The 12,306-nt window shown below is 56.6% G+C and carries 12 protein-coding genes and 1 pseudogene; 5 read left to right on the top strand and 8 right to left on the bottom strand.

What is annotated here, in order from left to right:
* Positions 1–29: 29 nt before the first annotated feature.
* The 5 genes from ACODSJ_RS07615 to ACODSJ_RS07595 all read right to left on the bottom strand — a co-directional run bounded on the left by ACODSJ_RS07615 (position 30) and on the right by ACODSJ_RS07595 (position 4,909).
* Complete coding sequence (locus ACODSJ_RS07615) at positions 30–749, bottom strand: ribonuclease activity regulator RraA (RefSeq protein WP_489101135.1); 720 nt, start codon at positions 747–749, stop codon at positions 30–32.
* Positions 750–765: 16 nt separating this feature from the next.
* On the bottom strand, positions 766–1,551 hold the full coding sequence (locus ACODSJ_RS07610) for an SDR family oxidoreductase (RefSeq protein ID WP_489101134.1): 786 nt from the start codon (positions 1,549–1,551) through the stop codon (positions 766–768).
* A 15-nt stretch (positions 1,552–1,566) separates the two neighbouring features.
* Positions 1,567–2,769 carry a pyridoxal phosphate-dependent aminotransferase gene (locus ACODSJ_RS07605; protein ID WP_489101133.1) on the bottom strand — a complete coding sequence of 401 codons (1,203 nt, stop codon included), beginning with the start codon at positions 2,767–2,769 and terminating at the stop codon, positions 1,567–1,569.
* Positions 2,770–3,121: 352 nt separating this feature from the next.
* Complete coding sequence (locus ACODSJ_RS07600; protein WP_489101132.1) at positions 3,122–4,369, bottom strand: cation:dicarboxylate symporter family transporter; 1,248 nt, start codon at positions 4,367–4,369, stop codon at positions 3,122–3,124.
* 114 nt (positions 4,370–4,483) lie between these two features.
* The gene (locus ACODSJ_RS07595) at positions 4,484–4,909 is read right to left on the bottom strand and encodes a VOC family protein (RefSeq protein ID WP_489101131.1); all 426 of its coding nucleotides are present in this window, start codon (positions 4,907–4,909) and stop codon (positions 4,484–4,486) included.
* Positions 4,910–5,391: 482 nt separating this feature from the next.
* Between ACODSJ_RS07595 and ACODSJ_RS07590 the strand changes: the two genes are divergently transcribed.
* Complete coding sequence (locus ACODSJ_RS07590) at positions 5,392–6,294, top strand: LysR family transcriptional regulator (protein ID WP_489101130.1); 903 nt, start codon at positions 5,392–5,394, stop codon at positions 6,292–6,294.
* 148 nt (positions 6,295–6,442) lie between these two features.
* Positions 6,443–6,802: a TfoX/Sxy family protein gene (locus ACODSJ_RS07585; protein ID WP_489101129.1), complete on the top strand. Its 360-nt coding sequence runs from the start codon at positions 6,443–6,445 to the stop codon at positions 6,800–6,802.
* Positions 6,803–6,917: 115 nt separating this feature from the next.
* On the opposite strand, the gene ACODSJ_RS07580 is transcribed toward ACODSJ_RS07585, so the two are convergent.
* The 3 genes and pseudogenes from ACODSJ_RS07580 to ACODSJ_RS07570 all read right to left on the bottom strand — a co-directional run.
* Positions 6,918–8,294, bottom strand: coding sequence for an alkyl sulfatase dimerization domain-containing protein (locus ACODSJ_RS07580; protein ID WP_489101128.1), 1,377 nt, complete (start codon positions 8,292–8,294; stop codon positions 6,918–6,920).
* A 174-nt stretch (positions 8,295–8,468) separates the two neighbouring features.
* The gene (locus tag ACODSJ_RS07575; protein WP_489101127.1) at positions 8,469–8,774 is read right to left on the bottom strand and encodes a transporter substrate-binding domain-containing protein; all 306 of its coding nucleotides are present in this window, start codon (positions 8,772–8,774) and stop codon (positions 8,469–8,471) included.
* 163 nt (positions 8,775–8,937) lie between these two features.
* Positions 8,938–9,314: pseudogene (locus tag ACODSJ_RS07570) on the bottom strand (transporter substrate-binding domain-containing protein); the annotation flags it as partial.
* A 74-nt stretch (positions 9,315–9,388) separates the two neighbouring features.
* Here ACODSJ_RS07570 and ACODSJ_RS07565 point away from each other — a divergent pair.
* The 3 genes from ACODSJ_RS07565 to hpaR all read left to right on the top strand — a co-directional run bounded on the left by ACODSJ_RS07565 (position 9,389) and on the right by hpaR (position 12,195).
* A complete protein-coding gene (locus ACODSJ_RS07565; RefSeq protein WP_489101126.1) occupies positions 9,389–10,558 on the top strand; it encodes a p-hydroxyphenylacetate 3-hydroxylase oxygenase component in 1,170 nt (389 codons plus the stop codon).
* 65 nt (positions 10,559–10,623) lie between these two features.
* Positions 10,624–11,565 (top strand): p-hydroxyphenylacetate 3-hydroxylase reductase component, encoded by a 942-nt coding sequence (locus ACODSJ_RS07560; RefSeq protein WP_489101125.1) that lies wholly within the window; start codon positions 10,624–10,626, stop codon positions 11,563–11,565.
* 207 nt (positions 11,566–11,772) lie between these two features.
* Positions 11,773–12,195 (top strand): homoprotocatechuate degradation operon regulator HpaR, encoded by a 423-nt coding sequence (hpaR, locus tag ACODSJ_RS07555; RefSeq protein WP_489101124.1) that lies wholly within the window; start codon positions 11,773–11,775, stop codon positions 12,193–12,195.
* The last annotated feature ends 111 nt before the right edge of the window (positions 12,196–12,306 follow it).

Below are 12,306 nucleotides of genomic sequence, written 5' to 3'. Positions count from 1 at the left end.
CGTCGGCCTCGCGCCCGCCAAGGGAAGGATTACTTTAGCTTGCCAGAGCGCTTGGCTTCTTCGTACCGGGCCTTGTTCTCCTCGTTGGCCGGATACAGACCAGGCAAGGCTGCGCCACTTTTGACCTCTTCCATGATCCAGCCCTCCAGGCGCTCCTGCTCGACGGCGGCATCGACGACGTCATTCAGCAGCGCGGCAGGGATCACCACTGCGCCGTCAAGGTCGGCCACGATGACGTCGCCAGGGAAGACCGCTACACCGCCACAGCCAATGGGCTGTTCCCAGTCAACGAAGGTCAGGCCTGCCACCGAGGGCGGAGCCGCAATGCCACTTGCCCAGATAGGAAGTTCGGTCGACTGGACGCCAGCCATGTCGCGAACGGCGCCGTCGCTGACCAGTGCGGCCACGCCTTTCCTGGTCATGCGGGCGCAGAGGATGTCACCCCAGAAGCCGGCGTCCTTTACGCCGTTGGCGTCGACCACGGCGATGCAGCCTTCAGGCATGTGCTCGATCGCAGCACGGGTGGATTTCGGCGAGCTCCAGGACTCCGGAGTGGCCAGATCCTCACGCGCGGGGATGAAGCGCACAGTGAAGGCACGGCCAACGATACGGTGGGAGGCGGCGCTCAACGGGGATGCACCTCGGATCCATACGTTGCGCAGCCCTTTCTTGAGCAGCACGGTGGTAAGGGTCGCGGTGGTGACACCGGCCAGCGCTGCAAATGCTTGTTTGTCATTCATCGTGGACATGTCAGTCTCCTGGGCTTTAGATGCTTTGGATCAGGCCACCGTCCACACGGACGGTGGAGCCGGTTACATAGGCAGCGCGGTCGCTGGCCAGGAAGGCCACGACGTCGGCATATTCTTCTGGCTTGCCGTAGCGCCCCACCGGAATACTCGCGGCGCTCTCTGTTTCTACAGCTTCGACTGCGCGGTTTTCACGCTTGGCGCGAGCCTCGTCGAGGAAGCGAGTCCGGCGAGTTCCGATGCGACCTGGGATCACGATGTTCGAAGTGATGCCGTCACGCGCCACGTCTTTGGCCAGGGTCTTCGACCAGCCCAGGAGGGAGGCACGGGCGACGTTCGACATGGCCAGGTTAGCGATTGGAGCGACGACGCCCGAGGAAGTACTGGTGATCACGCGACCCCAACCACGCTCACGCATCCCCGGCAGCAACATATCGGTGATACCGATTACGGAGACCACCATGGCCTCGAACGCGGTTCTCCAACTTTCGGATTCGTGGCCGAAGGCTGGGCCAGGTTGCGGGCCGCCGGTGTTGTTGATCAGAATGTCGATGCCACCGACTTTCGCGAGCACTTGCTCCACGCCTGCTCGCCATTGCATCTCGTCAGCCAAGTCCCAGGCGAAGGTGTGGCAAGTGCCGCCAGCTTCCTGGATACGATTCGCGGCAACCTCCAGGGACTCCTGGTTACGATCTGCCAGGCTGACGATTGCGCCTTCTTTGGCGAGCGCGAGCGCGATCGCGCTACCCAACCCACCCCCCGCGCTCAGCACAAGAGCACGTTTACCTTTGATGCCAAGATCCATGTGTCCTCCGATATTTCAGTTGAGTTGTGCGCAGGCCTGACGGATGCGCCGACAGGCTTCTTCCAGCCGTTCAGTGGCTGTGGCGAATGAGATGCGGAAGTAGCCTTCAAGACCGAAAGCACTGCCCGGCACGACGGCCACTCGCGCCTGCTCCAGCAGATAGCGACTTACATCCAGATCGTTTTCCAGGGAAACGCCGGCAGGCGTCTTCAATCCATAAAGGCCGCTGCAGGAGGGGAACAGGTAGAAGGCCCCCTCAGGCCGGCGGCAACTGAGGCCTTGCGTGCCATTGAAGGCGTCGAGGCAGAGATCCCGACGTTCCCGGAACACCTCATTGCGATCAGCAAGAAAGTCCATCGGGCCGTCCAGGGCAGCGATCGCTGCCGCTTGGGAAACCGAGCAGGGGTTGCTGGTGCTTTGCGACTGGATGGTGGCCATGGCCGCGATCAGCTCACGGGGGCCACCGGCATATCCGATGCGCCATCCGGTCATCGAATAGGCCTTGGAGACGCCGTTGACGGTTAGCGTGCGAGCAAGAAGTTCCGGCACCTCGGCTGCAATTGTGGAGAACTGCCAGCCGTCGTAACGCAGGTGCTCGTACATGTCGTCGGTGAGCACATAGACGTGCGGATGTTTGAGCAACTCTGCGCCAATACTCTTCAGTTCATCAGCGGAGTAGCCGGCCCCGGTGGGGTTGCTGGGCGAGTTGAGGATCACCCATTTGGTGCGCGAGTTGATGGCTGCACCGAGCTGCGAGGCAGTGATCTTGAAACCCTGGGCTTCCGGGCAGGCAATCTCAACCGGCGTGCCTCCTGCAAGACGCACCATATCCGGGTAGGACACCCAGTAGGGGGCCGGAATGATGACTTCATCACCTTGGTTGAGGGTGGCCAGAAGCGCATTGAACAGCACTTGCTTGCCGCCTGTCCCGACACTGATCTGCGAGGTTGCGTAGGTGATTCCATTCTCGCGTTCGAACTTGCGAGCGATGGCCGCCTTCAGTTCAGGGGTGCCGTCGACATCGGTGTACCGAGTATTGCCATTGTCGATGGCTTGCTTTGCGGCATTACGAATGTGATCTGGCGTGGGGAAGTCGGGTTCTCCTTGGGAGAGGCCGATGATGTCGATGCCTTGGCGCCGCAATTCGGCGGCCTGTTTTGTGATTGCCAGCGTTGGTGACGGTTTGACTGCGTCCAAAAGCTTGCCGAGCAACTGCATTTCGGGCCTCTCTGATTTTGTTGAAGTGGGGGAGATTCTAGGGCGGTCAATGAAGTAAAAAAATCAATATATATTTCTTTAAATGATAAATAATATTTGTTGATTGGTCGCTGGCGAGATTAGGCAATCCAGGCTGGGGGTGAGCAGGATCGATACATGGGATAAAGGAATATTTGGAGGTTGGTTATAGGTTTGTAGGCGGTATTAGAACGTGTGTTGAAGTTGTGATCGGCTTTCGGGGTGAAATGATCTTTGGTTAATCAAATTGTTTTGTGTTTATCGAGAAAAATAGGAAAACGGGGCAGCTAGAGCTGCCCCGTATCCGTGGTTTAACGTTTCGGTGTCTTTTGAATCAGCCTCGCTCAGGCAAGGGTTTTGTGAGCCCCATGCCCTCCCAGCGAGCAATAACCAGAGGGGCTACAGCGTTGCCTAGAACGTTGAGTGTAGTTGTACCGCTATCGATTACGCGGAAAATACCCGCTACTAACGCCACGGCTTCAAGTGGAAGTCCTGCGGACGCCAGTGTGGCGGACAGGATGATGATTGCAAACCCAGGTACACCCGCTGCACCTTTGGAGGTCAGCACCATGGTTACGACCAGCAAGATTTGCTGACTGAGAGATAGATCAATCCCGTAGAGTTGAGCAATGAAGATAGTGGCGACGCCGAGGAAAATCGATGCACCATCAAGGTTGAATGCATAACCCACCGGTACGACAAAACTCACAATTCGCCGCGGGACTCCATATTTTTCGAGTTTCTCCATCAATTGCGGCATGACCGCAGCCGATGCGGCGCTGGAGCAAGCGAGAATGAGTTCATCTTTAAAGTAGCGAATCAGCTTAAAGACGTTCTCGCCCATCAGGTAGCAGATCCCACCAAGCACCACGAGTGCGAATAGAATCAGGGCAAGATAAACCACCCCAATCAGTTTGAGCAGGGGGAATAACGAGGCGAAGCCGAAAGTAGCTACCGTGGCGCCTATCATGCCGAATACACCGATGGGTGCATACGCCATAACATAATTAACCAGCTTGAACATTGCGTCCGCAGTTCCCTGTAGCGTTGCAATTACAGGAGCGCTTTTTTCGCGCGGCAGGGAATTGAGCGCCATGCCGAACATGACAGCGAAGAAAAGAATCGAAAGAAGCTTACCTTCTGAAAGCGATTGAAATAGATTGTCCGGCACAATATTTTGCAAGATGATCAATGCGCCTTTTGAAGGCTCCGCTTTCACAACGGTATCGGCGTGAGCCATGCCTGCAATCTGAGTCCCTGCACCAGGCTCCAGCAGATTACCCAGCGTCAGGCCCACAATAATGGCCAGCGTCGTGATTGCGAAAAAATAACCCAGCGACTTGGCGCCCATGCGACCGAATGATTTGTTGTCACCCCCTCCTGCGATACCAAGTACCATGCAGCAGAAAACGATGGGGACTACAATCATCTTCATCATTTTTATGAAGATGTCACCAAGTGGTTTAAGGATTTCGGCACTCACCCATTGCTGATGCTCGGGGTTAGTATTGAAGTAGCAACCTATCAGGATGCCGAGGAGCAGTCCGGCAACGATTTGCCAGACAAGTGGAAATTTTTTCATGACTCTAGCCTTTTTTTATAAGAAGGTGTGCTGCTTGGACGGCAGTAGCTAGATGCGTGAGCTACCCGCTCACGCGAAGGCAGGCATGCTCACTTGAACATGCCTGCTGCACGCTTACTTGGCGAATATTTGACTCATGTCCTTGAACGCTTTGAACTCCAATGCGTTACCACATGGGTCAAACAAGAACATGGTTGCCTGCTCACCAACTTGGCCCTTGAAGCGGATGTAAGGCTCAATTACAAACTTGGTTCCGAGGTCAGTCAGGCGTTTCGCAAGAGTTTCCCACTCACCCCACTTCAGGATGACACCAAAGTGTGGTGCAGGCACATTGTGACCATCAACCGGGTTACTCAGGGCGTTTTCCTGATAGGACATTTTTGGATGTTCATGGATGACCAGCTGATGGCCGTAGAAGTTGAAATCTACCCATTGGGCCGCCGAACGACCTTCTTCAAGGTTAAAGACTTCACCGTAGAATTTACGGGCTGCTGGGATATCGTAAACTGGGATCGCAAGGTGGAATGGGGAGAGACTCATCAGGAACTCCAAATAGCTATTATTAATATGGATTAAAGCGTGTCGCTTATAACGCGTTGATAACGTGAAACTCTGTCGAGTTACGCAAGCCAAACGATTTGTGGCAAATGGCCCGATCCCTTAGCCGCTCCATGCCCGACTTATTTCATTGAATACTCGCAGACACAGATCTCACGCAGGTACGACTGTGCTCTTGATATGAAATTTTCCAATAACCAACTGAAGTACTGCGTGTCAGTGCCATCGCACCTGCATGGCTGTCAAACGCCTGGGGTGCGCCTGGAGCGGAAGTTCTGATCCGTTCGGCTTACCCGCTGCTGGCTTGTCAATCCCACGTGCTGGGCGCTTTTTCGCCATTTCATGTGGGTTTCCTGGCTGCGGCCTCTGCCACCTCTTTTGTCGTTGGTTGAGATGATTTTAGAGCTGTATAATCGTAAAAAAAATCAATGTATTTTTGTTGATGTCACAAAGAGAATTTATTAATGATAAAAGAGCTCAAGACGCTTATCGCCGTTGCTCGAGAAGGTACGTTCGCCGCTGCGGGCACCAAGATAAATCTGACCCAAGCCGCCGTAAGCGCTCAGATGCAGCGACTTGAAGTTGAGCTGGGCTTCGAGATTTTTGAGCGAAAAGGGCGAAACGCTCATTTGAATCGCCGTGGTCAGCAGATTTTGCTGCAGGCGCAAGAGGTGATTCAGATGTACAACAACTTGGGCTCGACGGAGCCTGGGGCTGCGCCCTCCATTCAAGTGAATATCGGGGCCATCGCATCTATTCAGCGATCCTTGCTTCCGAGCGCCATGGCCCAGTTTCATCGGGCGCGGCCTGAATGCCGTACCCGGGTTATTCCAGGGGTGTCTCTGGAGCTGCTCAGTGCCGTCGACTCCGGTGAGATCGACTTGGCAGTAATCATCAGGCCGCCGTTCACTCTTCAAAGTGATCTGTGCTGGACTACCCTCGCAAGAGAGCCGTATCGGCTTATCGTGCCGCGAAAGCTGCCTGATGCAGACTGGAGCGAAATACTCACTTGCCAGCCGTTCATTCGTTATGACCGCTCTTCATTCGGAGGACGTCAGGTTGACCGCTTCCTGCGTCAAATGCACTTCAAGCCCAGAGAGGTTTGCGAGTTGGATGAGCTGGACGCCATCACGGAACTGGTGGGGAAGGGGGTAGGTGTTGCTCTGGTGCCTCAGACCTTAATGCGAAAGCGCTGGCCGTCGTCGGTCAGGGCGCTTGACTTGGGTAATAACACCTTCCACCGGGACATCGGGCTCGTTCATCACGCCAACATTATTTTGAGCGAGCAGGTCACACTCCTTGCGAGACTCATTGAGGGAATGGTGACCTTGGAAGAGGACGAGGATGTATCCAGCGAGGAAGGATAATCGAACCGAATGCGGCTCACTGCTCTTGGTTGGCTCGATGTGGTGATACTCCAGCTAAAGCGCGCTTTTCCATATGGCCGAGCTGTCGGTTCCTGGTGTGTAGACCGATACATTGGAGACCTGTCTTTTTTCAGTGGGAGCCCCTGCCATGAATGAGCTAGCAACGTATATCAAGGACGTCTTTGCCCCCTTCGGAGCTGTCTCCCTGCGACGAATGTTCGGGGGGCACGGTATCTTTCTTGAGGGTGTGATGTTCGGTCTGGTGTATGACGGAATGCTCTATCTGAAAACCGATGAACGGAACCTTCCGGCGTTCGAGAGAGAAGGGCTTGAACAGTTTGAATATACCCGCCAGGGAAAACGCATCGGTCTTTCGTATTATCGGGCACCCGATCAGCTCTACGAGGAGCCGGAAGAAGCGTTGCGCTGGGCTCGAAGTTCATTCGAAGCGGCACGGCGCGCCGAGGCTCAGCGTACCAGGCGCACCAGGTGCGCTGGTTCGCGATAAAACAACGCCTCGACAATGCTACAGGCTCGTATCTGTTCGGTGAGTCATTGGTCAGCACCTTCACTGCACTGAAAAATTGAGAGTACCGGGTAGTTGTCAAGGCGACCGCCGACCCTCAGCGGGGCAGTCGCCTCTCAAGTACCTGGGCCACGGTCAAGTAATAGTTTCTTGCAGTCGCGTTACTCTGGCGTTCACCCAATGCCCTCAGCGCGCTTATCTTGATGCCCAGTGCACGTGGTTCGTCCGGCTGCACGGCAAGCACATGATCGACTTGTTCAGCTGCCCACTGGAAATCCTGGTTCTTTATCGAGAGTTGGGCGCTGTCCAGCAATTTTTGCATGCCGCCAGCCATGGTGATCATGTGATTTGCTCTGTCCTTTTCGGAGAGGGGAAAGATATGGGTAGGATTGCCATCGAACCATCCGGCCTTCTGTGCATAAATGCCACGCACTGCCCATGCGACAGTCCCGTAGTACTCTTGCAGATACGGATGTTTCGCCAGATTCGGCGGGAGTTTTACGCGCTCCACCAGTTCGTCAGGAGTCATACCTGCGCTGATGCCTTTCAGGGTCTCGTCGTAGACGAACTTGATCCCGTCTCGGTAAGCCGCAAGTGTACTTTGTACCTGCCCGACCCCGCTAATAGTGCCCATGTGACCGGGTACCAGCACCTGAGCTCGCAGTGTCATGAGCCTCTCCAGGTTTTCTATCCATTTGTCTACTGGGCGAGTGGGCAGGCCTCGCAGCGGCGCTATGTTGGGAAACGTCTCGAGCAGGATGTCACCGGCCACGACGGTTTTTTTGTCGGGCAACCAGATCGCGATGTTTTCATCCGCTTCACCCGGCGTGTGAACGAACTGCATCCGCACGCCGGCAACGCTCAAGACTTCATACTCGCCGTCAAAAGTCTTCGTGGGCTGGAGATAGCCTTCTCGTGTTGGAGGTGTTTTCCTGCCGTATTCGAGCTGGGTACCTGCATTGATGAATTGCTCGTTTGATAGCGCCATCCCGAAGGCATCGCCGCCGTCCCGCTGGCCGCGGCCCTTTTCCGGCTTCGCCGTCACTAGCGACGCATGGCTGTAGATATCAGGCCTGTCTTCACCTGCGAACACCGTCGCCCCGCCGGAGTGATCAGGGTGGTTGTGGGTGTAGATGATTGCGCGGACCGGCCTGACCAGGCGGTCGCCGAATGCCTTCACGATCGCCTGCGCATCCACCGGGTTGGCCGAGGTGTCGACAATGATCGAACCTGACTCAGCCTGGATCAGGGTCACGTTGCTGGCTGAGTAGCCGATCGCCACGTAGACACCGTCGGCCACGTGCTCGATACGTTCATTGAAGGCTTTGGAGTGTGCTTCCAGCACAGCGCGAGCAGTCTCGGGACCTTCATGTGCCTGCACTGTGCAGGTCACAGTCGTTGCAAGTGTCATCAGTAAAGCCCCAATGGTCGTACGAGATTTCATTACGTCGATATTTCCTTCATCAGTATTCATAACCCTCGAGGCGCACATCCATCTGCTCGTCAAACGGTAACACATTGATGGCTGACGCCTCAGTCGGTCCTTTCGGTGCAGAATGCACATTGTTACCCTGATGATCAGCAGTGCCACCTTGAGGCGGTGGCGCTGCGTCGGAGACGGAGCGAACTCCGCGGGGGATGGGCGAGGTCAGTTATAGATATCGAACGTGAAGTATTTCTTCTGAATGGCGTCGTAGGTGCCGTTCTTGTGTATTTCGGCCAATGCGCCATTGATCGCCTGAATCAGTTCCAGGTCATCCTTGCGCAGGCCGATAGCGCCCCCTTCACCCAGCATCTTTTCATCCTTGACGACATCGCCGGCGAAAGCGAAACCGGTGTTCTGGGGCGTCTGCAAAAAGCCGATGTCCGCTGCGACGGCGTCTGTAAAGTTGGCATCGATGCGGCCACTCGCCAGATCCGGATACACCAGGTCCTGGTTTGCATAAGTCACCATGGCGACGCCGTGGGGTTCCCAGAGGGCCCTGACGTACGCTTCCTGGACAGTGCCTTGAGCAACGCCGATACGCTTGCCTTGTCAGTGACTCTACGATGGGTAGCAGGCCGCTGTCTTTCTTGGCTATCAAGCGACTAGGCGCGTTGTATAGGCGGTCCGAAAACGTGACATGCTCCCTGCGTTTCTCGTTGGCGCTCATGCCCGAGAGAATACCATCGAATTTTTTGCCATGAGTGCCGGGATAATGCTGTCGAAAGCCGTTTTGACCCAGACGCACTTGACTTTTAGTTCCGCGCAAATGGCTTTGCCCAAATCGATGTCGAAGCCTACCAGTTCTCCACTTGGGGCTTTTGACTCAAAAGGGGCATAGGTCGGAACTGCTCTTTGCTTAAGGAAAACTAAAGCATGAAAGAGAGAAGTTCTAACGGAGCATCCGCTTCGAGACAGACTTTCTGTCGGAGATCCAAATTTGGAAGGACGTGTGGAAAGTACAATTTTGGCTCTGGAAGGTGCATTTTTCAGCGGACTCGCTCTCTGCATAATCGCCCTGCATCCATTGCCGTTCCTCAATGTCAGGAGGCCAATGGACATCCGATAATAAAAGGGCCTCGTCCATGAAAAAGCCAAATCCGCTGCTCGAAGACCTCAAGCCCCTCCTGCCGGTCATTGCCGCCAACGCCTTCCAGGCGGAACAAGACCGTAGCGTGCCAGCCGAGAACATCGCCTTGCTCAAACGCATCGGCATGCACCGGGCCTTCCAACCAAAGAAGTACGGTGGCCTGGAGATGTCCCTGCCACAGTTCACCGATTGCATCGCGCTGCTGGCCGGTGCTTGCGCGAGCACGGCCTGGGCCATGAGCCTGTTGTGCACCCACAGCCATCAACTGGCGATGTTTCCGGCCAGGGCTCAGGATGACGTTTGGGGAAGCGATCCCGACGCCACTGCCAGCAGCAGTATTGCGCCGTTTGGCCGCACTGAAGAAACCGAAGGCGGCGTGATGTTCAGCGGCGAAATGGGTTGGAGCAGCGGCTGTGACCATGCCGAATGGGCGATCATGGGCTTTCGCCGCAAAAATGCCGAAGGGACCCAGGACTATTGTTTCGCGGTGCTGCCGCGCAGCGATTATTCGATCCGCGATGATTGGTACGCGGTCGGCATGCGTGGCAGCGGCAGCAAGACATTGATTGTCGAGCATGTTTTCGTGCCGGAGCACCGGATCCAGAAAGCCAAGGACATGATGGAAGGCAAGTCCGGCGGGTTCGGCTTGTACCCCGACAGCAAGATTTTCTACACCCCGTATCGCCCGTATTTCGCCAGCGGTTTTGCCACCGTGAGCCTGGGCGTGGCCGAGCGCATGCTGGAGGTTTTTCGCGAGAAAACCCGCAACCGGGTGCGGGCCTACACGGGTGCGGCAGTGGGGGCCGCGACCCCGGCCTTGATGCGCCTGGCCGAGTCTACCCATCAGGTGGCGGCGGCCCGGGCCTTCCTGGAGAAAACCTGGCAGGAGCACGCCGAGCATGGCGAGCGCCAGGAATACCCCAGCCGCGAGACCCTGGCGTTCTGGCGGACCAACCAGGCCTATTCCACCAAGATGTGCATCCAGGCGGTGGATCGCCTGATGGAAGCGGCGGGTGGCGGCGCCTGGTTCGAGACCAACGAACTGCAACGGCTGTTCCGTGATGCGCACCTGACCGGTGCCCATGCCTACACCGACTACGACGTCTGCGCGCAGATCCTCGGTCGCGAGCTGATGGGCCTTGAGCCTGATCCCACCATGGTTTGAGCATCTGCCTGCTGAACCTTAGAACAATAATCGAGGCCGTCGCTTGAGGCGGCCGGGAGTCTTGCATGTCCAATAGTTGCGCTACCGCTTTCGACACCCGCGCATTCCGCCGGGCCCTGGGCAACTTTGCCACCGGTGTGACCGTGGTCACTGCCGCCACTGAAGATGGCCGCAAGGTCGGTGTGACGGCCAACAGTTTCAACTCGGTGTCCCTGGACCCGCCGCTGATCCTTTGGAGCATCGATAAACGCTCCAGTAGCCACGGCGTGTTCGAAGTCGCCAGCCATTTTGCCGTGAACATCCTGGCGGCGGACCAGATCGACCTGTCGAACAACTTCGCCCGCCCCAGGGAAGATCGGTTCGCCGAAATCGAATACGACGCCGGCGAAGGCGGCGCTCCGGTGTTCGCCGACTGCTCGGCGCGTTTTCACTGTGAAAAGTACCAGCAGGTTGACGGCGGCGATCACTGGATCATGATCGGCAAGGTCGTGGCGTTCGATGATTTCGGACGTTCGCCGTTGCTCTATCACCAGGGCGTCTATTCGATGGTCTTGCCGCATACCCGCATGACCAGACGAGAAGAGGGCCAGGCCCCCAGCAGTCATTTCCAGGGCCGCTTGAGCCATAACCTGTATTACCTGATGACCCAGGCATTGCGGGCGTACCAGGCCAGTTACCAGCCGCGCCAGTTGTCTACCGGGCTGCGCACCAGCGAAGCGCGGATGTTGATGGTGCTGGAGAACGATGCCGGCCTGAACCTGGCGGACCTGCAACGGGAAGTGGCAATGCCGGTGCGCGAGATTGAAGAGGCCGTGGCCAATCTCAAGCGCAAGGGCCTGGTCACCGATGAAGGTGAACGGGTACGCCTGACCGTCAAGGGCATCGATGAAACCGAAGGGCTCTGGGCAATAGCCAGGGAACAGCAGGACAAGGTATTCGGTCAGTTCGGCGAAGCGCAGGTCGAGCATTTCAAGACCGTGCTCAAGGGCGTGATCAAGGACGCTTGAGCGCCCGGTGGCAGCGAGCTTGCTCGCGATGGCGGTGGACCAGCCAATATTGATGTCGACTGGCTGGGCCCTGTCGCGAGCGAGCTCGTTCCCACAGGTTTACGTGTGCGGTCCAGATTCGGATTCTGTGAACGGATAGTCCGGCAAGGGTGGAAGCTGTTAAGATTTAGTTAACTCATTAACTAAATCTTCCTCGCGAACGCATCCATGCTCAAACCCCGCCCATCTTTGACGTTGACCCTGCTACAGGCCCGTGAAGCGGCCATGGGTTTTTTCCGACCTTCCCTCAATCAGCACGGCTTGACCGAACAGCAATGGCGGGTCATCCGTATTCTCAGCCAGCACGACGAGCTGGAAATCAATCGCCTGGCCGAACTGGCCTGCATCCTCAAGCCCAGCATGACCGGCGTCCTGGTGCGCATGGAAGCGGCCGGCATGGTGGTGCGGCGCAAGGCCGAACAGGATCAGCGGCGGGTATTGGTCCGGCTGGCGACCCAGGGGCAGGCCTGCTTCGATTCGATGAGCCAGAGCATGGAGGAGAACTATCGGCGGTTGCAGGAGAAACTGGGGGAGGAAAAGCTGCAGACGTTGTTGGGGTTGCTCAATGAGTTGAAGACGATCAGGCGCTGAAAGCTCAGAGGCTTTTGTGGCGAGGGAGCTTGCTCCCGCTGGGCTGCGCAGCAGCCCCCAAGATCTTGGCATCAGTCAAGTACTTTAGGGCCGCTGCGCGCCCCAGCGGGA

Source organism: Pseudomonas sp. FG6 (genome assembly GCF_057809015.1).
This window is presented reverse-complemented; position numbering and strand designations above follow the sequence as displayed.

Coding starts and splice junctions, on each gene's coding strand:
- ACODSJ_RS07600 (WP_489101132.1), bottom strand. CDS start 4,369: ATGAAAAAATTTCCACTTGTCTGGCAAATCGTTGCCGGACTGCTCCTC.
- ACODSJ_RS07580 (WP_489101128.1), bottom strand. CDS start 8,294: ATGAATACTGATGAAGGAAATATCGACGTAATGAAATCTCGTACGACC.
- ACODSJ_RS07565 (WP_489101126.1), top strand. CDS start 9,389: ATGAAAAAGCCAAATCCGCTGCTCGAAGACCTCAAGCCCCTCCTGCCG.
- ACODSJ_RS07605 (WP_489101133.1), bottom strand. CDS start 2,769: ATGCAGTTGCTCGGCAAGCTTTTGGACGCAGTCAAACCGTCACCAACG.
- ACODSJ_RS07575 (WP_489101127.1), bottom strand. CDS start 8,774: ATGGTGACTTATGCAAACCAGGACCTGGTGTATCCGGATCTGGCGAGT.
- ACODSJ_RS07615 (WP_489101135.1), bottom strand. CDS start 749: ATGTCCACGATGAATGACAAACAAGCATTTGCAGCGCTGGCCGGTGTC.
- ACODSJ_RS07590 (WP_489101130.1), top strand. CDS start 5,392: ATGATAAAAGAGCTCAAGACGCTTATCGCCGTTGCTCGAGAAGGTACG.
- hpaR (WP_489101124.1), top strand. CDS start 11,773: ATGCTCAAACCCCGCCCATCTTTGACGTTGACCCTGCTACAGGCCCGT.
- ACODSJ_RS07595 (WP_489101131.1), bottom strand. CDS start 4,909: ATGAGTCTCTCCCCATTCCACCTTGCGATCCCAGTTTACGATATCCCA.
- ACODSJ_RS07610 (WP_489101134.1), bottom strand. CDS start 1,551: ATGGATCTTGGCATCAAAGGTAAACGTGCTCTTGTGCTGAGCGCGGGG.
- ACODSJ_RS07585 (WP_489101129.1), top strand. CDS start 6,443: ATGAATGAGCTAGCAACGTATATCAAGGACGTCTTTGCCCCCTTCGGA.
- ACODSJ_RS07560 (WP_489101125.1), top strand. CDS start 10,624: ATGTCCAATAGTTGCGCTACCGCTTTCGACACCCGCGCATTCCGCCGG.